The 22,278-nt window shown below is 61.7% G+C and carries 20 protein-coding genes; 8 read left to right on the forward strand and 12 right to left on the reverse strand.

Annotated features, from left to right (window positions below):
* The first annotated feature begins 10 nt into the window (after window positions 1-10).
* From HX824_RS18520 to HX824_RS18530, 3 genes are all read left to right on the forward strand, one after another.
* Window positions 11-1,027 (forward strand): putative 2-aminoethylphosphonate ABC transporter substrate-binding protein, encoded by a 1,017-nt coding sequence (locus tag HX824_RS18520; RefSeq protein WP_003213811.1) that lies wholly within the window; start codon window positions 11-13, stop codon window positions 1,025-1,027.
* Window positions 1,028-1,152: 125 nt separating this feature from the next.
* The gene (locus HX824_RS18525) at window positions 1,153-2,277 is read left to right on the forward strand and encodes a TIGR03364 family FAD-dependent oxidoreductase (RefSeq protein ID WP_177054913.1); all 1,125 of its coding nucleotides are present in this window, start codon (window positions 1,153-1,155) and stop codon (window positions 2,275-2,277) included.
* Complete coding sequence (locus tag HX824_RS18530) at window positions 2,277-2,831, forward strand: phosphonate degradation HD-domain oxygenase (RefSeq protein ID WP_177020254.1); 555 nt, start codon at window positions 2,277-2,279, stop codon at window positions 2,829-2,831. Before HX824_RS18525 ends, HX824_RS18530 begins: the two co-directional genes overlap by 1 nt.
* Here HX824_RS18530 and HX824_RS18535 read toward each other — a convergent pair.
* Together HX824_RS18535 and HX824_RS18540 are read right to left on the reverse strand one after the other, a co-directional pair.
* A complete protein-coding gene (locus HX824_RS18535) occupies window positions 2,828-4,201 on the reverse strand; it encodes a DUF3482 domain-containing protein (RefSeq protein ID WP_102604114.1) in 1,374 nt (457 codons plus the stop codon). The two genes, HX824_RS18530 and HX824_RS18535, sit on opposite strands and share 4 nt — an antisense overlap.
* Window positions 4,194-5,573, reverse strand: a complete 1,380-nt coding sequence (locus HX824_RS18540; RefSeq protein WP_177054914.1) for a DUF2868 domain-containing protein — start codon at window positions 5,571-5,573, stop codon at window positions 4,194-4,196. Before HX824_RS18540 ends, HX824_RS18535 begins: the two co-directional genes overlap by 8 nt.
* Before the next feature lie 90 nt (window positions 5,574-5,663).
* Here HX824_RS18540 and HX824_RS18545 point away from each other — a divergent pair, with 90 nt between their 5' ends.
* A complete protein-coding gene (locus HX824_RS18545) occupies window positions 5,664-6,176 on the forward strand; it encodes a dihydrofolate reductase (RefSeq protein WP_177054915.1) in 513 nt (170 codons plus the stop codon).
* Window positions 6,177-6,270: 94 nt separating this feature from the next.
* Here HX824_RS18545 and HX824_RS18550 read toward each other — a convergent pair whose 3' ends face one another.
* Window positions 6,271-7,662 carry an L-cystine transporter gene (locus tag HX824_RS18550; protein ID WP_003213804.1) on the reverse strand — a complete coding sequence of 464 codons (1,392 nt, stop codon included), beginning with the start codon at window positions 7,660-7,662 and terminating at the stop codon, window positions 6,271-6,273.
* A 241-nt stretch (window positions 7,663-7,903) separates the two neighbouring features.
* On the opposite strand from HX824_RS18550, the gene HX824_RS18555 reads away from it, so the two are divergent.
* A complete protein-coding gene (locus tag HX824_RS18555) occupies window positions 7,904-8,962 on the forward strand; it encodes a haloacid dehalogenase-like hydrolase (RefSeq protein WP_256344485.1) in 1,059 nt (352 codons plus the stop codon).
* A gap of 193 nt (window positions 8,963-9,155) precedes the next feature.
* Here HX824_RS18555 and ilvD read toward each other — a convergent pair whose 3' ends face one another.
* From ilvD to HX824_RS18575, 4 genes are all read right to left on the reverse strand, one after another.
* Window positions 9,156-10,997, reverse strand: a complete 1,842-nt coding sequence (ilvD, locus tag HX824_RS18560) for a dihydroxy-acid dehydratase (RefSeq protein WP_003213802.1) — start codon at window positions 10,995-10,997, stop codon at window positions 9,156-9,158.
* Between the two features lie 330 nt (window positions 10,998-11,327).
* Entirely contained in the window at window positions 11,328-11,786 is a 459-nt protein-coding gene (locus HX824_RS18565; protein WP_177054916.1) for a transposase, read from the reverse strand.
* A 212-nt stretch (window positions 11,787-11,998) separates the two neighbouring features.
* The gene (locus tag HX824_RS18570; protein ID WP_003213800.1) at window positions 11,999-13,195 is read right to left on the reverse strand and encodes an MFS transporter; all 1,197 of its coding nucleotides are present in this window, start codon (window positions 13,193-13,195) and stop codon (window positions 11,999-12,001) included.
* A gap of 232 nt (window positions 13,196-13,427) precedes the next feature.
* Entirely contained in the window at window positions 13,428-14,624 is a 1,197-nt protein-coding gene (locus tag HX824_RS18575) for a class I SAM-dependent rRNA methyltransferase (protein ID WP_003213799.1), read from the reverse strand.
* 313 nt (window positions 14,625-14,937) lie between these two features.
* Between HX824_RS18575 and HX824_RS18580 the strand changes: the two genes are divergently transcribed.
* Window positions 14,938-15,750: an HDOD domain-containing protein gene (locus tag HX824_RS18580; RefSeq protein WP_177054937.1), complete on the forward strand. Its 813-nt coding sequence runs from the start codon at window positions 14,938-14,940 to the stop codon at window positions 15,748-15,750.
* A gap of 21 nt (window positions 15,751-15,771) precedes the next feature.
* Window positions 15,772-16,584, forward strand: coding sequence for a bifunctional DNA-formamidopyrimidine glycosylase/DNA-(apurinic or apyrimidinic site) lyase (mutM, locus tag HX824_RS18585; protein WP_008438968.1), 813 nt, complete (start codon window positions 15,772-15,774; stop codon window positions 16,582-16,584).
* A gap of 133 nt (window positions 16,585-16,717) precedes the next feature.
* Here mutM and HX824_RS18590 read toward each other — a convergent pair whose 3' ends face one another.
* The 5 genes from HX824_RS18590 to HX824_RS18610 form a co-directional block, all read right to left on the reverse strand.
* Window positions 16,718-16,969: a YfhL family 4Fe-4S dicluster ferredoxin gene (locus tag HX824_RS18590; protein ID WP_003213796.1), complete on the reverse strand. Its 252-nt coding sequence runs from the start codon at window positions 16,967-16,969 to the stop codon at window positions 16,718-16,720.
* A 263-nt stretch (window positions 16,970-17,232) separates the two neighbouring features.
* A complete protein-coding gene (coaD, locus tag HX824_RS18595; RefSeq protein WP_003176711.1) occupies window positions 17,233-17,712 on the reverse strand; it encodes a pantetheine-phosphate adenylyltransferase in 480 nt (159 codons plus the stop codon).
* A gap of 114 nt (window positions 17,713-17,826) precedes the next feature.
* Window positions 17,827-19,422 carry a GMC family oxidoreductase gene (locus HX824_RS18600; protein ID WP_177054917.1) on the reverse strand — a complete coding sequence of 532 codons (1,596 nt, stop codon included), beginning with the start codon at window positions 19,420-19,422 and terminating at the stop codon, window positions 17,827-17,829.
* A 33-nt stretch (window positions 19,423-19,455) separates the two neighbouring features.
* On the reverse strand, window positions 19,456-20,001 hold the full coding sequence (locus HX824_RS18605; protein ID WP_102370105.1) for a twin-arginine translocation pathway signal protein: 546 nt from the start codon (window positions 19,999-20,001) through the stop codon (window positions 19,456-19,458).
* Between the two features lie 28 nt (window positions 20,002-20,029).
* Window positions 20,030-21,457 carry a coniferyl aldehyde dehydrogenase gene (locus tag HX824_RS18610; RefSeq protein ID WP_003213793.1) on the reverse strand — a complete coding sequence of 476 codons (1,428 nt, stop codon included), beginning with the start codon at window positions 21,455-21,457 and terminating at the stop codon, window positions 20,030-20,032.
* Between the two features lie 146 nt (window positions 21,458-21,603).
* On the opposite strand from HX824_RS18610, the gene HX824_RS18615 reads away from it, so the two are divergent.
* Window positions 21,604-22,275, forward strand: coding sequence for a TetR/AcrR family transcriptional regulator (locus tag HX824_RS18615; protein ID WP_003213791.1), 672 nt, complete (start codon window positions 21,604-21,606; stop codon window positions 22,273-22,275).
* Window positions 22,276-22,278: the final 3 nt, after the last annotated feature.

Consider the following 22,278-nt stretch of genomic DNA (forward strand, 5'->3'; position numbering starts at 1 on the left):
GAACTGCACCATGTTCAAGCCCCTGGCGTTAGCCGCTGCTGTGCTCACTGCGTTCAGCCTGAATGCCTTTGCCGCCAAGACCGAGTTGACCGTGTACACGGCCCTCGAAGCCGAGCAATTGAAGACCTACAAACAGGCCTTTGAAAAGGTTAACCCGGACATCGAGATCAAATGGGTGCGCGATTCCACCGGCATCATCACCGCCAAGCTGCTTGCCGAAAAAGCCCGCCCGCAGGCTGATGTGGTCTGGGGCCTGGCAGCTTCCAGCCTGGCGATTCTCGATCAGCAGGGCATGCTGCAAAACTACGCACCGGCAGATTTGAGCAAGATCGGTGCGAACTACCGCGACGCCGCCAATCCTCCGGCCTGGGTCGGCATGGACGTATGGGCTGCGACCATCTGCTTCAACACTGTCGAAGCCGAAAAGCAGGGCCTGAGCAAGCCGGTGAGCTGGCAGGACCTGACCAAGCCTGAGTACAAGGGCAAGATCGTGATGCCCAACCCGGCCTCGTCCGGCACCGGTTTCCTGGATGTGAGCGCCTGGTTGCAGACCTTCGGCGAGAAGCAGGGCTGGCAGTACATGGACGACCTGCACCAGAACATCGGCCAGTACGTTCACTCCGGTTCCAAACCCTGCAAGCTGGCGGCCTCGGGTGAATTCCCGATCGGCATTTCCTTCGAATACCCGGCCGTTCAGCTGAAGCGCCAGGGCGCACCGCTGGACATCATCCTGCCGAAAGAAGGCCTGGGCTGGGATATCGAAGCCACTGCCGTGATCAAGGGCACTGCCCACGCAGACGCGGCACAGAAACTCGCCGACTTCTCCGCCAGCCCCGCGGCGATGGAGCTGTACAAGGAAAACTTCGCGGTACTGGCCCAGCCGGGCATCGCCAAGCCGCAGACCGAATTGCCGGCTGACTACGAGCAGCGGTTGATCAAGAATGACTTTGCCTGGGCGTCGAAAAACCGCGACAGCATCCTGACCGAATGGCGCAAGCGCTATGACGGCAAGTCGGAAAAACAATAACCACCGATCGTTCCCACGCTCTGCGTGGGAACGCGGCTCTGGACGCTCTGCGTCCGCTATTGTAGTCGTGACGCGGAGCGTCACAGGATGCATTCCCACGCGGAGCGTGGGAACGAGAGGTCTTCATGACACAACTGCTGATCATCGGCGCCGGCATCCTCGGCCTGTCCCACGCTTATGCGGCCGCCAAACGCGGCCTCAAGGTCAAGGTCTTCGAGCGCAGCGCCACACCGCTGGGTGCTTCCGTGCGCAACTTCGGCCAGGCACTGGTCACCGGCCAGCCGCCCGGGCCGATGCTCGACCTGGCGCGGGAAAGCCGCGAAATCTGGGGCAAGTGGGCGCAACTCGCCGGCATCCAGCTCAAGCGCAACGGCTCCTATCTGTTCGCCCGCACCGAAGCCGAAGAGCACTTGCTTGAAGCCTTCTGCGCCGGTCGCGCGCAAGAACACGGTTATCGCGTCAAGTTGCTGCAAGGCGCCGCCCTGCACGAGCTGTACGGTGGCCAGTTCGCCCATCACCGCGCTGCGCTTCACGGCCTGGATGATCAACAACTGTATTCCCGCGAAGCCATCCCGGCGCTGATCAACTACCTGAGCCGCGAACTGAGCGTGGAGTTTCATTTCTCTACCCTGGTCCGCGACATCGAGCCCGGCCAGGTGCACACCACTGCCGGCTCCTTTCGCGGCGAGCAGATCATTGTCTGCTCCGGTCACGACTACCAGACGCTGCTGGCCGAGCAGATTGCCGAACTCAACCCGCAAATCTGCCGCCTGCAAATGCTGCGCGCCCGGCCAGTGGTGGAGTTGAACCTGCAACACGCGCTGCTGACCGGCCTCAGCTGCGTGCACTACGGCGCCTTCGCCGATTTGCCGGAAGCCGCGCCGGTACAGGCCGAAATTCTGCGGGATGTACCGCACCTGCATGAAAACGGTATTCACCTGCTGATCAGCCCGACACCCTATGGCGAACTGATCATCGGGGATTCCCACCATTACGGCAGCGATCCTTCACCGTTCAACGCCGAACAGGTGGACAACTGGATGATCGAACTGGCCGAACATACCCTGGGCTGCAAGATCCAGGTCGTGGAGCGCTGGCAGGGTGTCTATGGTTCCCGTGGCCCAGGGCCGTTTTCGTTCCTGCGGGCGGCGCCGGGGGTGAGTGCGGCGTTGATGCACACCGGCGTGGGCATGAGCGTTGGGCCGGCGATGGCGGAGCGCAATATCACAGAGTTGTGGGGGAGCGCGTGATGAACGCAGAGCAGGCAATCGCCGAGGTCTTCGGCCTTTACGAACAGCACGGCACGGCTGACTACATCGGCGAACCGGTCTCGCAGATCGAGCACATGTCCCAGGCTGCGCAGTTGGCCATGGCTGAGGGCTTCGATGATGAAGTGGTGCTGGCAGCGTTCTTCCACGATATCGGGCATATCTGCGGCCAAGGTGGCGAGAACATGGGCGGTTATGGTGTGGTCAGCCATGAACGGCTGGGCGCCGATTATCTGCGCCGCGCAGGCTTCAGCGAGCGGATGGCAAAACTGGTGGAATACCACGTGCAGGCCAAGCGTTACCTGACCTTCAGCCAGCCGGACTACTATGCGCGGTTGAGCGAGGCCAGCCGCCGCACCCTGGGTTACCAGGGCGGCGTGATGACCGCCGAGGAAGCCCGGGCGTTTGAGCAGGACCCGTTGTGCGCCGTCAGCCTGCGCATGCGTCACTGGGATGAACAAGCCAAGGAAATGCACGTGCCGGTGCTGGACCTTGAAGTGTTGAAATCCAAGGCCCGGCAGTTGTTGGCGGCTTAGGTCTCGTCCAGGCGCTGGGCCAGGGCTTCGACCTGTTCCTGGCGTTCGGCCTGGCTCAATTTGGGGTGCGGGTTGAGGGACGACCATTGCGGATGGGCGCGGGCCTTGTTCAGGGCTTCCGGCAATTTGCCTTCGCGCCAGGTCTTGTCCTGGGGTGTGTCGACCTTGATGCTGTGGATCGCCGCATGGCCCCGCAGGTTCAGGGCCTTGAGCAGTTGCCGCTGGCGCAGGGCCAACAGGCGCAGCACGCTGTCGTCGACGGTCAGCTCGCGCTGGCCCTTGATCTTGCCCAGCAGGCGGCTGCCATAACTGCGGGCAGTTTGCAGCGCGCCTCCCGCGATGGCACCGGCGAGTGCGGCGGCGCCGAGGGTCAGGCCGCCTACGAGTAGATCCACACCTGCGCCGGCCGCCGCGCCGGCTGCGATTCCGCCACCGACCCGCACGCCCAGTTGCTTGAGGGTCTCGGGGTTGAACAGGTCATCGCCCCAGCGCCCGTCCAGCAGCGGTAGATCGCTGGCGGCGGCGTCCTGCGGGCGGAAGCCGAACAACTTGAGCAAGGCCTCCACGCAACGCTGTTCGCGCTGGCGCACGGCTTTGCGCAGTTCGCTGATGGCTTGCTGTTCTACCTCGGCTTCGCTGACCACGCTGCGGCGGCAGGCGGCGCAGTCGATCAGCAGTTCGGCGATCAGCCGCGCCGCACTTTGCTGGCGAGCCTGGCGCTGGGCTTCCTGATCAAGGATCAGCCGTTCCAGTTGCCCACGGGAGTTTTCCAGCAGCAGGGCGAGGCTTTCATAGAGCCGGCGCTCGCCGTCTTCCGGCGGCGCGACGCTGTCGAAACGCACCAGCGCGTGCAGGCCGAGGCGGGCGAGGGCTTCGCGCCAGTCCGGCTCGCGGTGGTCGGCGCTGCTGACAAAATTGAGCACCGGCAGCAACGGTTTGCCGCAACTGGCGAGCACTTGCAGCTCATCGCGGTACTTGGCCAGCACCGGCTCCCGGGCGTCTATCACATACAGCCCGGCGTCGGAGGCGAGCAGTTGGCGCAGCACCTTGGCTTCCTGTTCGAAGCGTTGCCGGGCCTCGCTGCCTTCCAGAAAACGCGCCAGCCGTGCCGGGCCGTCGAGGCGTTCGCCGGGGCGGTCCAGGCGTTCGAGGTAATCGAGCAGGGCGATGGCATCTTCCAGGCCCGGCGTGTCGTACAGCTCCAGCAAGGCTTCGCCGTCCACCGACAAGCGCGCACCTTCGACATGCCGGGTGGTGCTGGGACGATGGGAGACTTCACCAAAGCCGACGTCTCGCGTGAGCGTGCGCAGCAACGAGGTCTTGCCGACGTTGGTGTGGCCGACCACCGCAAGTTTCAGGGGCTTAGTCATGACCGGTCTCCAGCCAGGTGAGCGGCGCGCAATCGGCGAACGGTATCTCCAGTTGTTGCAAGGCCGTGTGCCAATCACCCAGGCGCTCAGCATCCAGGGCTTGGCCGGCGGGCGCTTGCAGCAGCCAGACCCGAGTGGCGGTGGCGCTGCGGGCCAGTTCGGCAATCAGCGCAAGGCTGCCGCGATCCGGCGAGCGGCGTGGGTCGCAGGCGATGGCCAGGCGCGCGGGCGGGAAGCGGGTGAGTTGCTCCAGCAGCTTGTTGCGGGATTCACGGCTGTCGAGGATGCCGGCGTCCTTGACACTGGCCGGGAGCTTCGGCGGCCATGGGCGCTGGTCGTCCAGCTCGATGGCCACCAGCAGGGCGCCGTTGCTTTCCAGTTCACTGACGCCGCCGGTCACGTGGTGCAATTGTTCGGGCGCCGCATCATTGACCCCAAGCCGTTCGCTGCTGGGCATCAGCCGTTCACGCAGTTGGCTGTAGCCGGGCAGGTTAAGGTCGAGGCTCAAGGCGGCGCGCCCACGTTTCCAGCGCCACAGGCACAGCAACGCAAGGATCAGCCGCGGCAGGATGCCGTACACCAGCAGCACGCCCACCAGCCAGGCGGCCCAGGCCTGGCGGGCGCTTTCGATATTCAGGGCGGCATCGCCGCTGGCGCGGATCATCTCGACAGTGGGCACATTGAAGCCGAGCAAGGCGGGCAGGGCGCCGAGGGTTTGGGTCACGGCGACAAAGGTGTCCGCCCGCAGGATGGTGGTTTCCCACACAAAACCGTAGCGCCGGGTGGCCAACAGCGTCAGCAGGATCACCAGGGCGCTGAGCAGGGCCAGCAGCCACAGGCTGTTGACCAGCACACCGACGGCCCAGCGATTGAGCTTGCGCCGTTGCAGCAACAGCAGCAGGGCGGGCGCCAGTTGCGCGGCCTTGGCGTCGCGGGCGAGTTTTTCGCTGAGCCATAACCACAGGCGGCCAAGACTGGCGCCGTGTTCACCGGCAAACAGCAGGCCCAGGGCCCAGCTCAACAACAGGATCAGGTTCAAACCCAGCAGGCTGCCTAGGGCCCAGAACACATTGACCGGCGCCAACCCGTTGCCCAGCGCGGCAAACGCCAGGCCGGCGCCGCTGATAATGGCGACTACCGCCAGCAGGATCAGCGCCAGGCGCGCGCCTTGCAGCCAGCGGGTCAGGGCGGCGGTCAGGCCATCGCGTTCGGCCAGCCACAGCGCACGGTTTTGAATGCGCGTGGGCAAATCGCCGCCGGCGCTGCGGGCCAGGCGATTGGCTTCCTGGTCTTCCAGGGCGCCCGCGTGTTCCTCGCGCAGGCGCACGGTCTCGGTCAGCCAGAGTGTTTGCAGGGGGGTCAGAGCTGTCACGCGCCGTCCTGTTGAGCCAGTGAGTCTGGAGCATAACCGCTGGAACGCCGGTTGGGGTATGCCGCGCGCGGCTCTGGTATTCTCGTCGCCATGAAAAAAACTCTCCCTTTAAGCCTGATCGCAGCCCTCGGTGAAAACCGTGTGATCGGCGTCGACAACAGCATGCCCTGGCATTTGCCGGGGGATTTCAAATATTTCAAGGCCACCACCCTGGGCAAGCCGATCATCATGGGGCGCAAGACCTGGGATTCCCTGGGGCGACCGTTGCCGGGCCGGTTGAACATTGTGGTCAGCCGTCAGACCGACTTGGCGCTGGAAGGTGCGGAAGTTTTTCCGTCACTGGACGCGGCCGTGGAGCGGGCTGAGGAATGGGCCAAGGCGCAGGGCGTGGATGAGCTGATGCTGATCGGCGGCGCGCAGTTGTATGCCCAGGGGCTGGAGCAGGCGGATCGCCTGTATTTGACGCGGGTAGCATTGAGCCCAAAAGGCGATGCGTGGTTTCCCGAGTTTGATTTGAACCAGTGGAAGCTGGTGTCGAATGTCGAGAATGCGGCAGAGGGTGATAAGCCGGCTTACAACTTCGAAGTCTGGGAAAAAGCCTAAGAGCATCGCAGGCAAGCCAGCTCCCACAGTTGACCGAGTATTACTGAAAAAACCGGTTCAATGTGGGAGCTGGCTTGCCTGCGATAGCGGTCTGTCAGGCCTGCGCCAATTCCGCATGCTCATCGGCATTGAGCAGTTCTTTATCCGTCTGCTGCATGATCTGGCTGGTAATCGCCCCGGCCGTCATCGAACCGTTCACGTTCAACGCGGTACGGCCCATGTCGATCAGCGGCTCAACCGAAATCAGCAGCGCCACCAGTGACACCGGCAAGCCCATCGCCGGCAGCACGATCAGCGCGGCAAACGTCGCACCGCCGCCCACGCCCGCCACACCGGCCGAACTCAAGGTCACAATCGCCACCAGGGTCGCGATCCACAGCGGGTCCAGCGGGTTGATACCCACGGTCGGCGCAACCATCACCGCCAGCATCGCTGGGTAAAGACCCGCGCAACCGTTCTGGCCAATCGTTGCGCCAAACGAGGCGGCAAAGCCGGCGATGGACTGCGGAATCCCCAGGCGACGGGTCTGCGCTTCAATGCTCAGCGGGATGCTGGCGGCGCTGGAGCGGCTGGTGAAGGCAAACGTCAGCACCGGCCAGACCTTGCGGAAGAACCGCAGTGGGTTGATCCCGGCCAGCGACAGCAGCAGGCCGTGCACCACAAACATCAGGCCCAGGGCCAGGTACGACACCACCACAAAACTGCCGAGCTTGATGATGTCTTGCAGGTTGGAGCTGGCGACCACTTTGGTCATCAGCGCCAATACGCCGTACGGGGTCAGTTTCATCACCAGGCGCACCAGGCGCATCACCCAGGCTTGCAGGGTGTCGATGGCGTTGAGGACTTTCTGGCCTTTTTCCACGTCATCCTTGAGCAGTTGCAGCGCGGCAACCCCGAGGAATGCAGCGAAGATCACCACACTGATGATCGACGTCGGCTTGGCCCGGGCCAGGTCGGCGAACGGGTTCTGCGGGATGAACGACAGCAGCAGTTGCGGGATATTCAGGTCGGCGACCTTGCCCGCGTAATCACTCTGGATCACTTGCAGGCGCGCCATTTCCTGGGTGCCGGCCACCAGGCCTTCGGCGGTGAGGCCGAACAGGTTGGTCAGGCCGATACCGATCAGCGCCGCGATTGCCGTGGTGAACAGCAGCGTGCCGATGGTCAGGAAGCTGATCTTGCCCAGGGACGAGGCGTTATGCAGACGGGCCACGGCGCTGAGGATCGAGGCAAACACCAGCGGGATCACGATCATTTGCAGCAACTGCACGTAACCGTTGCCGACCAGGTCGAACCAGCCGATCGAGGCCTTGAGCACCGGGTTGCCGGCACCGTAGATCGCGTGCAGCACCACACCGAAGATCACGCCGAGTACCAACGCAAACAACACCTTCTTGGCGAGGCTCCAGTTGGTTCGGCGGGTTTGTGCCAGGCCCAGCAGCAAGGCCACGAACACCAGTAAGTTGAGAATCAGGGGCAGATTCATTGAAGCTCCGTTGAGAAGGCAGCCAATCGCAGGAGCCTGCGATTGCGAACCGGCAAGCCTAACAGCTTGAAATATATTGATTTAATAACGTTATCGCATGGTGACTGTCGTTTTTGGAATAAGCGGATGACGCGCAGGCGTATGGCATTGGCGCGATCACGACGAAAGCGGTCGCGCTCGGGCGATAACTGTCATACAGATTTGTTAGCGTCGATGTCTTTCACTCAGGGAGAAAACGCACATGAAGCTAGCGCCGAAACTGTTTGCCGCCGCGCTGTGCCTGGGCCTTGCGAGCCAGGCCTTTGCCGCCACCGAGTTGAAACACTGGCCGGCGGCTGCCGCCAAGCAACTGGACACGATGATTGCTGCCAATGCCAACAAGGGCAACTTCGCGGTGTTCGACATGGACAACACCAGTTACCGCTACGACCTTGAAGAGTCATTGCTGCCGTACCTGGAAAACAAGGGCCTGATTACCCGCGACACCATGGACCCTTCCCTGAAGCTGATCCCGTTCAAAGACACCGCTGACCACAAGGAAAGCCTCTTCAGCTACTACTACCGCCTCTGCGAAGTCGACGACATGGTCTGCTACCCGTGGGTCGCGCAGATTTTCTCCGGCTTCACCCTCAAGGAACTCAAGGGCTACGTCGACGAGATGATGGCGTCGGGCAAGCCGGTGCCGGTCACCTATTACGAAGGTGACGTGGTCAAGAACATGGAAGTGCAGCCGCCGAAGGTCTTCACCGGCCAGGCTGAGCTGTTCAACAAGCTGATGGAAAACGGCATCGAGGTCTACGTGATGACCGCCGCGTCCGAGGAACTGGTGCGCATGGTCGCGGCTGATCCGAAGTACGGCTACAACGTCAAACCCGAGAACGTCATCGGCGTGACCACCTTGCTCAAGGACCGCAAGACCGGCGAGCTGACCACCGCCCGCAAGCAGATTGCCGCCGGCAAGTATGACGAGAAGGCCAACCTCGGCCTGGAGCTGACCCCGTACCTGTGGACCCCGGCCACCTGGATGGCCGGCAAGCACGCAGCGATCCTGACCTATATCGACGAGTGGAAAAAACCGGTGATCGTCGGTGGCGACACGCCAACCAGTGACGGCTACATGCTGTTCCATGATGTGGACGTGGCCAAGGGCGGCATCCACCTGTGGATCAACCGTAAAGACAAATACATGACCCAGCTCAACGGCATGATGGCCAAGCACGCTGCGGCCCAGGCCAAGGAAGGGTTGCCGGTGACGGCGGATAAAAACTGGGTGATCGTCAAGCCGGACGAGATTCAGTAAGTACGGCTGGACTCGGTCAAAAATGTGGGAGCGGGCTTGCTCGCGAAGGCGGTGGATCAGCCAGCTTATTCAGTAACTGGCACACCGCAATTCGCGAGCAAGCCCGCTCCCACAGTTGATCTTCTTTGTTTGGGGAATTATCTCCAGACAAAAAAATGCCCCGCACATGGCGGGGCATTTTTATGGGCGAGGTTTACAGACCGTCAAGCATCGCCTTGTTACGCACAGCACCCTTGTCGGCACTGGTGGCCAGCAGGGCGTAAGCCTTCAAGGCGGTGGTGACTTTGCGCGGACGCTTCTCCACCGGCTTCCAGCCTTTCTTGTCCTGCTCGACCCGGCGTGCCGCCAGTTCTTCATCGCTGATCAACAGGTTGATCGAGCGGTTCGGAATGTCGATCAGCACCTTGTCGCCATCCTGCACCAGGCCGATGGCGCCGCCCGCAGCAGCTTCCGGCGAAGCGTGGCCGATGGACAGGCCCGAGGTCCCGCCGGAGAAACGGCCGTCGGTGAGCAAGGCGCAGGCTTTGCCCAGGCCTTTGGATTTCAGGTACGACGTCGGGTAGAGCATCTCTTGCATGCCCGGGCCGCCTTTCGGGCCTTCGTAACGGATGATGACGATGTCGCCTTCCTTCACTTCGTCAGCGAGGATGCCGCGTACCGAGCTGTCCTGGCTTTCGTAGATCTTGGCGCGGCCTTCGAACACGTGGATCGATTCGTCGACACCGGCGGTTTTCACGACGCAGCCATCGAGGGCGATGTTGCCGTACAGCACGGCCAGGCCGCCTTCTTTCGAATAGGCGTGCTCAACACTGCGGATGCAGCCGTTTTCACGGTCGTCGTCGAGGGTTTCCCAACGGGTCGACTGGCTGAACGCGGTCTGCGTCGGGATGCCGGCCGGGCCGGCCTTGAAGAAGTGATGCACGGCTTCGTCAGTGGTCTGGGTGATGTCCCACTTGGCGATGCCTTCGGCGATGGATTTGCTGTGCACGGTCGGCAGGTCGGTGTGCAACAGGCCGCCACGGGCCAGGGAGCCGAGGATCGAGAAGATCCCGCCGGCGCGGTGCACGTCTTCCATGTGGTACTTCTGGATGTTCGGCGCGACTTTGCACAGTTGCGGCACGTGGCGCGACAGGCGGTCGATGTCCCGCAGGTCGAAGTCGATCTCGGCTTCCTGGGCGGCGGCCAGCAAGTGCAGGATGGTGTTGGTGGAACCGCCCATGGCGATGTCCAGGGTCATGGCGTTTTCGAACGCCTTGAAATTGGCGATGTTGCGCGGCAACACCGACTCATCGTTCTCGGTGTAGTAGCGCTTGCACAGCTCGACGATGGTGCGGCCGGCCTGCAGGAACAGTTGCTCGCGGTCGCTGTGGGTGGCCAGTGTCGAGCCGTTGCCCGGCAAGGCCAGGCCCAGGGCTTCCACCAGGCAGTTCATCGAGTTGGCGGTGAACATGCCGGAGCACGAACCGCAGGTAGGGCAGGCGCTGCGCTCGTATTCCGCAACCTTCTCGTCAGAAGCGCTGGAATCGGCGGCGATGACCATGGCGTCCACCAGGTCGAGGCCGTGGGAGGCGAGCTTGGTCTTGCCGGCTTCCATCGGGCCGCCGGAGACGAAGATCACCGGGATGTTCAGGCGCAGGGCGGCCATCAGCATGCCGGGGGTGATCTTGTCGCAGTTGGAGATGCACACGATGGCGTCGGCGCAGTGGGCGTTGACCATGTACTCCACGGAGTCGGCGATGATCTCGCGGCTCGGCAGGGAATACAGCATGCCGTCATGGCCCATGGCGATGCCGTCATCCACGGCGATGGTGTTGAATTCTTTCGCTACACCGCCGGCGCGTTCGATCTCGCGGGCGACCAGTTGGCCCAGGTCCTTGAGGTGGACGTGGCCGGGTACGAACTGGGTGAACGAGTTGGCAATCGCGATGATCGGCTTCTTGAAGTCGTCATCTTTCATCCCCGTGGCGCGCCACAGTGCGCGGGCGCCGGCCATGTTGCGGCCGTGGGTGGATGTTTTCGAGCGGTAATCAGGCATTGGAGCACTCCGGGCGGCTAATCAAGTACTAAAGGGGAGTGAGCTTCTAATTGACGACTGGAACACCCGAAAAATGGCCGTGTGTCCGGAAGTTGCCACTCGCGTCGCGGGATCGCCGCTTGCTTGGGCCTCGAGCTCATAAACCCGCCGGGGGATGACTGGCGATGAATAGGTCCGATTCTACACCGCTGGCGGCCGGAGGGAATGGCCGTCTACCTGTAGGAGCGAGCTTGCTCGCGAAAAACGTCAACGGTAACGCAGCGCTATCAGGTGGTCCGTGTCGTCTGTTGGTTTTTCGCGAGCAAGCTCGCTCCTACAGGGTTGCGTATTTCACAGCCACATGGCGTCCCAGAGCGGATAGTCGCCGATACGCTCAACCAGCCCTGCTCTTAATGGATTGGCGACGATGTATCGAGCTGTTGCTTTCAGGTCATCTTCCCGGCGTAGCGCCCGATCAAAGTAGCCCTTTTGCCAAAGTGTCCCGTGGCAACTCCTCGCTTTGTTAATGGCGTGGGCACTTCGCGACTTGGTAATCCGCATCAGTCTCGGCAAATCGCCGTTGTGCAATTCCACCAGCCAATGGAAATGGTCCGGCATCACGACCCAGGCCAGTGAGGTCGCCTCGCCGTCGTCCTGAGCCTTTCTGAATTCGCGAACAAGCAGGCGACCAATGCGCCAGTCCTGGAAGGCCAGCTGTCGTTGATGGGTGACGGCGGTGAGCAGGTAAATGCGGCCGGATTCCGAATAGCGGCCTTTACGCAGCCGATGGGCGTTTTGCTGGGTGGACATTCCTTCGTCCTCTTCGTGTGGGTAGAAGAGAGACGGTAGGAGGCAACAGTGTCTATTGGCGTTTAAACACTGGTTCTGAATATGTCATGCCTTCTGTAGGAGCGAGCTTGCTCGCGAAGAACGTCAACGATAACGCAGCGCTATCAGGTGGCCCGTGTCGCCTATATGTTTTTCGCGAGCAAGCTCGCTCCTACAGTGGGAGTGGGAGAGCGTTAGCGTCCGACTCTGATGTTCGTCACTACGCCCCAAACGCTGAGCACGATGAAGCTGATGGCGATGGTCATCAGCAAGTTGTCTCCGGCTTGGGCGAGCGCGGCGCTGCTGACGGCGGCGGTGATGAACATGATGCTGTTGCCGGCCGACGCGGCGGTGCCGGCGCTGCTGGAGAACAGCAACATGGCCGCGGAAATCGCGGCGGGGCGAACCAGGGTCACGGCCAGGGCGCTGATCAGCATCGGGATCAGCAGGGTGATGGTGGTCATGGCCTCATAGCTGATCACCAGCGTCAGCAATACGCCTGCGATCCCCAGCAGGCCCAGCCCGAGGTTGATTTGTCGCGTGAGGGAGATATGTTTCTGCAGTGCAGTTGCTGCAACGCCGCCCAGCAGGTAGGCAACGCCATACACCATCAGCACTACCGCGTACTGGTATTCGGACAGCTTCAACTCATCCATGAAAATCAGCGGTGTCACGCTGATCAAGGCGAAGTAACACGCGAATACCAACGCGGCGATCCACCAGTAACGGATGAAGTCCCGGTTGCTTGCGATGGATTTCAGCGTGGCGATGATCGAAACAGGGGCTCTTTCAGGGCTGGCCGCCTTGGACGGCAATATCAGCCAGGCATGGATAAACATGCCTAGCGCCATCACCGCAAATCCATAAAAGCTGCCCTGCCAATCAAATGTGGTTTGCAGCCAGGAGCCGAGCAGCGGCGACAGCGCAACGAACGATCCGCTCAGGGTCATGTAGTAGATGCGGATGCGGGCGCGATCCTGCTCTTCGAAAAGGTCTTCAACCAGCGCATGGCCGAGCACAAAAAAGCCACAGCCGATGGCCTGGACGGCGCGAAACAGCAGGAAACTCGGGTAATTCGCCGCCAGTGCGCAGCCGATCGAGCCTAGGGTGGAAACCACGATGCACCCCAGCAGCACTTCCTTGCGCCCGAATTTATCTGAAAGCGGGCCGGCGATCAGTTGGGAAATCGCAAAAACCAGAGTGAACAGGCTGATGGATAAGGCGACCTCAGCAGTTGAGGTATCGAACTTCGCGGCCAGGGCTGGAAAGGAGGGCAGCAGGATATTGATCGGGAAGAAGCTGATCAGCGAGATGCAGGTGATGAGGATGAAGCGCGAGCGTTGTTGGCGTTTTACGTCGCCATGGGGTGGCGAATAAGAGGACTCAGACATTGTTTTTATTTTCCGGAGTAAAACCAGAAACCGATGCTAGTCTGCGAAACGGGGAATTCAATCAAAAGTGTTGTGGGAGGCCAAGCCCATGATGGTGTGTGTTGCCGCTGTAGGAGCGAGCTTGCTCGCGAAGAACGTCAACGATAACGCAGCGCTATCAGGTAGCCCGTGTTGTCTATTCGTCTTTCGCGAGCAAGCTCGCTCCTACAGTTGATCCGGTTCCAATTGGGCGTTAGCTGTTCGGCAACAACCGGCAAGTAATGCTCTTGATATACCGGGTCTCGGCAATCGCCGGGTGCACCGGGTGGTCCGGGCCCTGGCCGCCGCGTTCCAGCATCTGGATATTGCGATCCAGGTGACGGGCGCTGGTCAGCAGGATGTTTTGCAGGTCGTCTTCCGGCAAGTGCATCGAGCACGAAGCGCTGACCAGGATGCCGTCCTTGCTGAGCAGGCGCATGGCTTGCTCGTTCAGGCGGCGGTAGGCGCCTTCGCCGTTCTTCATGTCTTTCTTGCGCTTGATGAAGGCAGGCGGGTCGGCCACGATCACGTCGAAACGCTCTTCGCTGGCTTTCAGCTCTTTGAGGGCTTCGAACACGTCGCCTTCGATGCAGGTCATTTTCTCGGCAACGCCGTTCAGTGCCGCGTTGCGCTCCACGCCGTCGAGGGCGAAGGCGGAGGCGTCGACGCAGAACACTTCACTGGCACCGAAGGCGGCCGCTTGCACGCCCCAGCCGCCGATGTAGCTGTACAGGTCGAGTACGCGTTTGCCTTTGGCATACGGAGCCAGGCGGGCGCGGTTCATGCGGTGGTCGTAGAACCAGCCGGTCTTCTGGCCCTGGATCACCGGCGCTTCGAACTTCACGCCGTTTTCTTCCAGCGCCACCCACTCCGGCACCAGGCCGAACACGGTTTCGACGTAGCGGTTGAGGCCTTCGGCATCACGCGCGGCGGAGTCGTTCTTGAACAGGATGCCGCTTGGCTTGAGCACTTGGGTCAGTGCGGCGATCACGTCCTCCTTGTGGGCTTCCATGGTCGCCGAAGCGATCTGCACCACCAGGATGTCGCCGAAACGGTCGACCACCAGGCCTGGCAACAAGTCGGAATCGCCGTACACCAGGCGGTAGAACGGCTTGTCGAACAGGCGGTCACGCAGGGACAGGGCGACGTTGATGCGGTGCACCAGCAGCGACTTGTCCAGCGGCAACTTGATGTCGCGGGACAGCAGGCGGGCGCAGATCAGGTTGTTCGGGCTCATGGCCACGATGCCGAGGGTCTTGCCGCCGGCTGCTTCCAGGATCGCCTGGTCGCCTGCCTGGAAGCCGTGAAGAGGTGTGGCGGCCACATCGATTTCGTTGCTGTAGACCCACAGGTGGCCGTTGCGCAAACGACGATCGGCGTTGGCTTTGAGACGCAGGCTTGGCAGGGACATGACGTCGCTCCGGAAAAAAGAGCGGGAGTATACCGTGTTGTGCAGTACTTGGCGGTGCCGCCGGACATGTGGGTTGTGATGTCCCTGTGGGAGCTGGCTTGCCTGCGATAGCATCACCTCGGTTATCTGAAAGACCGAGCCGTCTGCATCGCAGGCAAGCCCGCTCCCACATTCGGTCCGGTTTCAGTTCGGGTTTTTGAGGTGTCAGCCTGGTTGCCATAAAGGTTAGAATCGCCGCCTAGTCCAGAGTGTGCCCCCTATGTCCCAAGAGCTATCCGCCGAACAGATCCAACAGAGCCTCCAAGGCATCAGTGTGCCGCCTCAACCGCAAATCATGGTGGATTTGCAGATGGAGCAGTACATGCCCGATCCGGACCTGGAAGTGATCGCCCGGTTGATCGCCCAGGACCCGGGCCTCTCCGGCTCGCTGCTGAAGATCGTCAATTCGCCGTATTACGGTCTGAGCAACAAGATCGTCTCGATACAGCGCGCGGTGAACCTGCTGGGCAGCCGCTCCATCGTCAACCTGATCAACGCGCAGTCGATCAAGGGCGAGATGAGCGACGACACGATCGTCACCCTCAACCGTTTCTGGGACACCGCCCAGGACGTGGCCATGACCTGCCTGGCCCTGGCCAAGCGCACCGGCAGCCAGGCGGTTGATGAAGCCTACGCATTGGGGCTGTTCCACGATTGTGGCGTGCCGTTGATGCTCAAGCGTTTCCCGAACTACATGAGTGTGCTGGAAGAGGCCTATGCCAACGCCGGCCCGGATTGCCGTGTGGTCGACACCGAGAACCAGGCGTTCAACACCAACCATGCCGTGGTGGGTTACTACACCGCCAAATCCTGGCGCCTGCCGGAACATGTGACCGATGCCATCGCCAATCACCACAATGCCCTGGCGATTTTCAGCGACGAGTCCAACCACAAGCCGCAGCTGAAAAACCTGCTGGCGATCCTGAAGATGGCCGAGCACATTTGTGCGTCGTACCGCGTGCTGGGCAACCAGGTGGATGACCATGAGTGGAACGCCATCGGCCCGCTGGTGCTGGACCATATCGGCCTGTCGGACTACGACTTCGAGAGTTTGAAGTTGTCGATCCGCGAGCTGGGCGCGCACTAACCCTTTTTCCAAGAGGTACACATGCCCGAGTTACCGGAAGTCGAAACCACCCGGCGCGGAATTGCGCCGCACCTGGAAGGCCAGCGGGTCAGCCGTGTGGTGGTGCGTGAGCGGCGCCTGCGCTGGCCGATCCCGGAAGACCTGGATGTGCGGCTGTCCGGGCAACGCATCGTGCTGGTGGAGCGGCGGGCCAAGTATTTGTTGATCAATGCCGAGGTCGGCACGCTGATCAGCCACTTGGGCATGTCGGGCAACCTGCGCCTGGTGGAAGCCGGCAGCCCGGCGGCCAAGCATGAGCATGTGGATATAGAACTTGAGTCGGGCCTGGCCCTGCGCTACACCGACCCGCGACGCTTTGGCGCGATGCTCTGGAGCCTCGACCCGCTGAACCACGAGCTGCTGATCCGCCTGGGGCCGGAGCCGTTGACCGACCTGTTCGACGGCGAGCGGCTATTCCAGCTGTCCCGTGGACGCTCGATGGCGGTGAAGCCGTTCATCATGGATAACGCAGTGGTGGTGGGCGTAGGCAATATCTATGCGACGGAAGCGCTGTTTGCCGCCGGGATTGATCCGCGTCGGGAAGCCAAGGGCATTTCCCGTGGGCGTTACCTGAAGCTGGCGATCGAGATCAAGCGCATCCTGGCGGCGGCCATCGAGCGCGGCGGCACCACGTTGCGGGACTTTATCGGCGGCGACGGGCAGCCGGGGTATTTCCAGCAGGAATTGTTCGTCTATGGCCGTGGTGGCGAGGCGTGCAAGGTCTGTGGGACTGAGTTGCGCAACGTGATGCTGGGGCAGCGGGCGAGTGTGTTTTGCCCGAAGTGTCAGAGCTGACAATTTGTGGTGCTGCTGATGGCCTATTCGCGAGCAAGCCCGCTCCCACATTCGACTGCATTCCAAAGGTGGAACTCGGTCGAATGTGGGAGCGGGCTTGCTTGCGAAGGGGCCTAACGAATCGCCAAGGGACTTAGGCCTTGCCGGTAATCAACCGGTACTTCTCCATCAGTTGCTCTTCCGTTTCCGGATGAGCCTCGTCCAGCGGAATGCAATCCACCGGGCAAACCTGCTGGCACTGGGGTTCGTCGTAGTGGCCGACACACTGGGTGCACAGGTTGGGGTCGATCACATAGATCTCTTCACCCTGGGAAATGGCAGCGTTCGGGCACTCGGGTTCGCAGACGTCGCAGTTGATGCAATCGTCGGTGATGATCAGGGACATGGAAACTCCTGCCAGGGCTGTCAGCCAAGGCATCTGAAAACTAATGCGCGCAATTGTGCCGCATTGGCGCCCCTGTGGCGAGGGGGCTTGTCTGTGGTGAGGGGGCTTGTCCCCCGTTGGGGCGCGAAGCGGCCCCGAATCAGGCGAACGGGTTTTACCTGAAACTACGCGGCGTCTTTATTGGGGCTGCTTCGCAGCCCAACGGGGGACAAGCCCCCTCGCCACAGACAAGGCCCTCGCCACAATAAGCCCAAAGACCAGAATTACTTCTTGAAGCGCAACGTCAGCGCATCCGCCACAGCCGGGTGCACGAACTTGGTGATATCCCCGCCCAACGCCGCGATTTCCCGGACCAACGTCGAGGAAATGAACGAATAACGTTCCGAAGGCGTAAGAAACAGGCTTTCCACGTCCGGCGCCAGTTGGCGGTTCATGTTGGCCAGCTGGAATTCGTATTCGAAGTCCGACACCGCCCGCAGGCCGCGCAGGAACACATTGGCGTTCTGTTCCTTGGCGAAGTGCGCCAGCAGCGTCGAGAAGCCGACCACTTCAACGTTGGGCAGATGCTTGGTGACCTCACGGGCCAGCTCCACGCGCTGTTCCAGGGGAAACAGCGGGTTTTTCTTGGGGCTGGCAGCGACCGCGATAATCACATGGTCGAACAAGCGCGAGGCGCGTTCGACCAGATCGCCATGGCCCTTGGTGATTGGGTCGAAGGTACCTGGGTACAACACTCGGTTCATCGCGTCGTCCTGGCGGAGTCCGTTGGGGAACCGGATGGTATCGCAGCCATCCCGGTCGGCCAAGTCAACTTATTCAGAAGAAAGCACTATAGACACCGCGAATACCCGGTTTTTTCAGGCCGTTTTCAGACGTTCGGCCAATGCCGTCGCCAGTTGCGCCGTCAATCCATACACCGATAACTGCGGGTTAGCGCCAATACTGGTGGGGAATAGCGAGCCATCGTGGATCGACAAGTTGCGCAGTTGATGATGGCGCCCAAGGCTGTCGGCCACGGCGTTTTTCGGTTCTTCCCCCATCGCGCAACCGCCCATTACATGAGCGCTGCCGAGCCGGGTTCGGTGCAATTCGAGGTTCAACCCGTCGATCATGCTGCGGGCTTCAGCCAAGGTGTTCACGTAGCGCGCATCGCCGTGCAGCGGCATCACCGACTTGGCGCCGCCGGCAAACTGAATCTCCGCCATGCTGTGGAATGCCCGGCGCAGGCCGTCCCAGGCGTAGGGCGAAACCTGATAATCGAGCACCGGTGTGCCATCGCCGCGTAATTCGACTGTGCCACCCGGGCTGTCGGGGTGGAAGCCGTCCCGCAGCAGCGCAAGCATGGCGTGGGTTTTCGGCAGTTGACCCATGTCCAGCGCGTTCTGCGTGCCGTAGCCGCCGAGCAAGGTGCTGGCCAGGCCCGGATGCAGTGGCGGTACTTCGAGCTTGTAGGACATTTTGCCGGTAGTGCCGTCCTGCCATTGGAAGTGATCGGAATAAATCGACTGCGGCGCGCCGTAGAACGGGTTGATCACCTTGTCGAACAACCCGGCGGAAAAATTCACCAGGTGTAAAAAGGTTCGCTTGCCCAGGCGCGAGTGGGGATCGGGTGCGTCCGAGCGCAGCAGCAGCGCCGGGCTGTTGATGCCGCCGCCGGCCAATACGTAATGCTTGGCTTTGACTGTGATCTTGCGGCCTGTGGGTGCCACGCAATACTGATCCATGGCCACACATTCGAGGCTGGTGATGGTGTCGCCGCTGAACTTCAGGCTTTCGGCGCGGGCCAGGTACAGCAGCTCGCCGCCTTTCTCCAGGGTGGACGGAATGGTGGTCACCAGCATTGATTGCTTGGCGTTGACCGGGCAACCCATGCCGCAATACCCCAGGTTGAAACAGCCGCGCACATTGCGCGGGATCACGTGCCAGCTGTAGCCAAGCTTTTCGCAGCCCTTGCGGATCACGTCATTGTTGGCATTCGGTGGCATGGCCCAAGGCGCGATGCCCAGGCGTTGTTCCATTTTTTCGAACCAGGGCGCCATCTCGGCGCTGCTGTGGCCCTTGACCGCGTATTCGCTGGCCCAGTGGGCGAGGGTCGGGTGCGGGGTGCGGAAGCTGGAGGTCCAGTTGATCAGCGTGGTGCCGCCGACCGCTCGGCCCTGCAGGATGGTGATGGCGCCGTCCTTGCTCATGCGCCCGATGCCTTCCTGGTACAGGGTGGCGTAGGCCTCGTCCTCCAGCAGCTTGAAGTCGTTGCTGGTTTTCAGCGGGCCTTCTTCGATCAGCAGCACCTTGTAGCCGGCGGCGCTGAGGATTTCGGCGGTGGTGCCGCCGCCGGCGCCGCTGCCGATGATCGCGACGTCGGCTTCCAGGGTCAGGTCCTGGTCGAGGGCGGCGCCATTGTGGGTCTTCCAGCCGCGGGCCATGCCATCGCGGAACAGATCAGGTACGGGCATCAGGGTCGTCTCTTGTTTTTATCGGGATGCAGATCAGATTTTCGGTGGGCCGGGGTAGCCGCAATGCGCCCAGGACTCGGGGCGGAAATACCAGGCCATGATCACCAGCTTGAGCAACGAGCCCTGGCCCATGCGCAGCAGGTTCAGGTAGCTGTTTTCCCAACGGTGCAGGAAGTTGCGGATCTGTTCGCCGCTGGCGTTTTCCCAGCTGCCCCACACCCCGGTCAGGGGCCCACGGGTGATGGCCATGCCCAAGACGTCGAACAGTTGCTGGGTCAGCTTGAACATCTCGGGCGACAGGTGTTGCAGGCTGAAGTCGAGCTTTTTCAGGGTGTCGTCGATGCCGGCCACCACTATCTCGGCGCTGGCCACGCCCTCCAGCAGCACCGGAATCACTGCCCGCAAAAACGGCAGGTCACTGCTGCGCAACATCGCAAAGCCGCTGGCCGGGGTGCTGCTGGAGCAGCCGCTGAGGCTGGCGCCCAGCCCGGCGGTGGCCAGGAAGGCGCTGGCGCACAGGCCGAGTTTCAAGACGCCGCGCCGTGACAGCGCGGGTGATTCAGTCAGGCTAGGGTTCATTCTTATTGTTATCCCGGTGATGGGTTTGTTAGCGGACGAACAGCTTCTGGATCAACTTCTGGATGGATTTGCCATAGGGCGGGTAAATCAGCTTGGCCGCGTTCAGGCGTTGCTTGATCAGCACGCCCTTGGCCTTGCTGAACGTCAGGAAACCTTCATGGCCGTGGTAATGGCCCATGCCCGACGGGCCGATGCCGCCGAAGGGCATGTCGTCCTGGGCTACGTGCAGCAACGTGTCGTTCAGGCACACGCCGCCGGAATGGGTTTCGTGCAGTACGCGGTTCTGTTCCGCCTTGTTGTAGCCGAAGTAATACAGCGCCAGTGGGCGAGGGCGCTGATTGATGTAGGCAAAGGCCTGGTCGAGGCCGCGATACGGCACGATCGGCAGCACCGGGCCGAAGATTTCGTCCTGCATCACGGTCATCTCGTCGCTGACATTCAGCAGCAGGCTGTGGGCCATGCGGCGGTCCTGGCCCTGGTCGTACAGCGGGACCAGGGTGGCACCCTTGTCGGTGGCGTCTTTCACGTAGCCGTTGAGCCGGGCCAACTGTCGTTCGTTGATGATGGCGGTGTAGTCCGGGTTGTCGGCCAGGGTCGGATAGAACCCGCGGACCGCCTTGCTGTAGGCCTCGACGAAGCCGTCTACACGGTCTTCCGGCACCAGCACGTAGTCCGGCGCCACGCAGGTTTGCCCGGCATTCAGCGCCTTGCCGAAGGCGATGCGTTCGGCGGCGTCCTTGAGCGGCACGTCGGCGGAAACAATCGCCGGTGATTTGCCGCCCAGTTCCAGGGTGACTGGCGTCAGGTGTTCGGCCGCCGCGCGCATCACGTGCTTGCCGATGCTGGTGGCGCCGGTGAACAGCAGGTGGTCGAAGCGCAGCTTGGAAAACGCCATGCCCACTTCAGCCTCGCCGAGCACCACGCACACCAGGTCCTCGGGGAAGATCTTCGCCAGCAGCGCCTTGAGCAACTGGCCGGTGGCGGGGGTGGATTCGCTGAGCTTGAGCATCACCCGGTTGCCGGCCGCCAATGCACCCACCAACGGGCCGATGGCCAGGTACAACGGGTAGTTCCAGGGCACGATCACCCCGACCACACCCAGGGGTTGATAGATGACCTTGGCGGACGCGGGCTGGAAGGCAATGCCTACAGCGCGGCGGGAAGGTTTCATCCAGCCCTTGAGGTGTTTGCTGGCGTAGTGAATGCCATGCAGGCTGGGCATCAGTTCGGCGAACAGGGTTTCGTCGGCGCTGCGGTGGCTGAAATCACTGCTGATGGCGTTGATCAGCGCCTGGCGCTCGTCACTCAACAGCTCGCGCAAGGCCTTGAGCCATTGCTGGCGCTGGGCGGCCGGCGGCATCGGGTTGGCGGCGTAGGCTTGGCGCTGGGCGTCGAACAGTTCCTGGAGCTGGTCCAGCGCCTGGGAATCTTGCAGGTAGGCAACGTTGGCAGACATGGCGAAGTTCCCGATTGTTATTGGAATGCTTCAGTTTTTAGAGTCATTGCTCTAAATTGTCAAATAACATTGCACAACGTGCCGATTTATCCGGACAAGGATAGTCCGTAAGATGCCGCCATCACGGGTCTAGAAGTTGATTTCCCATGGCACCACGAGTAAAGACCAGCGAGCGCATTGTGCAAACCAGCCTGGAGCTGTTTAACCAGCAGGGCGAGCGCAGTGTCAGCACCAACCATATCGCTGCCCATATGGAAATTTCCCCGGGCAACCTGTACTACCACTTCCCCAACAAGCAGGCGATTATCGCAGTGCTGTTTCGTGAGTACGAAGCGTTGGTGGACAGCTTCCTGCGCCCGCCCCAGGGCCGTGCGGTGACCGTGGAAGATAAGCGCTTCTACCTGCAGGCGGTGCTGGCCGGCATGTGGCGCTACCGCTTCCTGCACCGTGACCTCGAACACCTGCTGGAAAGCGACCCGGAGCTGGCCACCGGCTACCGGCGGTTCTCCCAGCGTTGCCTGATCCAGGGCGCAGCCATCTACCAGGGTTTTGTCGATGCCGGCATCCTGAACATGGACCCGGTACAAACCGAAGCCCTGACCCTCAACGCCTGGATCATCCTCACCTCGTGGGTGCGCTTCCTGTGCACCACCAATGAAAAGTCCACGCACCTGAGCGCCGAGGCGATCAAGCGCGGGGTGTACCAGGTGCTGGTGCTGGAAGCCGGGTTTATCACCCCCAAGGCCAAGGACGCGGTGGATGCACTGTTCAAAGAGTTTTACGTGCCGTTGAATCAGGCGCTGGAAGAAGTGAAGTAGGAT

The sequence above is a fragment of the Pseudomonas sp. D4002 genome (genome assembly GCF_013385665.1).
Classification (GTDB): Bacteria; Pseudomonadota; Gammaproteobacteria; order Pseudomonadales; family Pseudomonadaceae; genus Aquipseudomonas.

Bases quoted from the DNA above. Each gene is read 5' to 3' on its own strand.
- HX824_RS18520 (WP_003213811.1), top strand. From the start codon at position 11: ATGTTCAAGCCCCTGGCGTTAGCCGCTGCTGTGCTCACTGCGTTCAGC.
- HX824_RS18525 (WP_177054913.1), top strand. From the start codon at position 1,153: ATGACACAACTGCTGATCATCGGCGCCGGCATCCTCGGCCTGTCCCAC.
- HX824_RS18530 (WP_177020254.1), top strand. From the start codon at position 2,277: ATGAACGCAGAGCAGGCAATCGCCGAGGTCTTCGGCCTTTACGAACAG.
- HX824_RS18535 (WP_102604114.1), bottom strand. From the start codon at position 4,201: ATGACTAAGCCCCTGAAACTTGCGGTGGTCGGCCACACCAACGTCGGC.
- HX824_RS18545 (WP_177054915.1), top strand. From the start codon at position 5,664: ATGAAAAAAACTCTCCCTTTAAGCCTGATCGCAGCCCTCGGTGAAAAC.
- HX824_RS18550 (WP_003213804.1), bottom strand. From the start codon at position 7,662: ATGAATCTGCCCCTGATTCTCAACTTACTGGTGTTCGTGGCCTTGCTG.
- HX824_RS18555 (WP_256344485.1), top strand. From the start codon at position 7,904: ATGAAGCTAGCGCCGAAACTGTTTGCCGCCGCGCTGTGCCTGGGCCTT.
- ilvD (WP_003213802.1), bottom strand. From the start codon at position 10,997: ATGCCTGATTACCGCTCGAAAACATCCACCCACGGCCGCAACATGGCC.
- HX824_RS18565 (WP_177054916.1), bottom strand. From the start codon at position 11,786: ATGTCCACCCAGCAAAACGCCCATCGGCTGCGTAAAGGCCGCTATTCG.
- HX824_RS18570 (WP_003213800.1), bottom strand. From the start codon at position 13,195: ATGTCTGAGTCCTCTTATTCGCCACCCCATGGCGACGTAAAACGCCAA.
- HX824_RS18575 (WP_003213799.1), bottom strand. From the start codon at position 14,624: ATGTCCCTGCCAAGCCTGCGTCTCAAAGCCAACGCCGATCGTCGTTTG.
- mutM (WP_008438968.1), top strand. From the start codon at position 15,772: ATGCCCGAGTTACCGGAAGTCGAAACCACCCGGCGCGGAATTGCGCCG.
- HX824_RS18590 (WP_003213796.1), bottom strand. From the start codon at position 16,969: ATGTCCCTGATCATCACCGACGATTGCATCAACTGCGACGTCTGCGAA.
- coaD (WP_003176711.1), bottom strand. From the start codon at position 17,712: ATGAACCGAGTGTTGTACCCAGGTACCTTCGACCCAATCACCAAGGGC.
- HX824_RS18600 (WP_177054917.1), bottom strand. From the start codon at position 19,422: ATGCCCGTACCTGATCTGTTCCGCGATGGCATGGCCCGCGGCTGGAAG.
- HX824_RS18605 (WP_102370105.1), bottom strand. From the start codon at position 20,001: ATGAACCCTAGCCTGACTGAATCACCCGCGCTGTCACGGCGCGGCGTC.
- HX824_RS18610 (WP_003213793.1), bottom strand. From the start codon at position 21,457: ATGTCTGCCAACGTTGCCTACCTGCAAGATTCCCAGGCGCTGGACCAG.
- HX824_RS18615 (WP_003213791.1), top strand. From the start codon at position 21,604: ATGGCACCACGAGTAAAGACCAGCGAGCGCATTGTGCAAACCAGCCTG.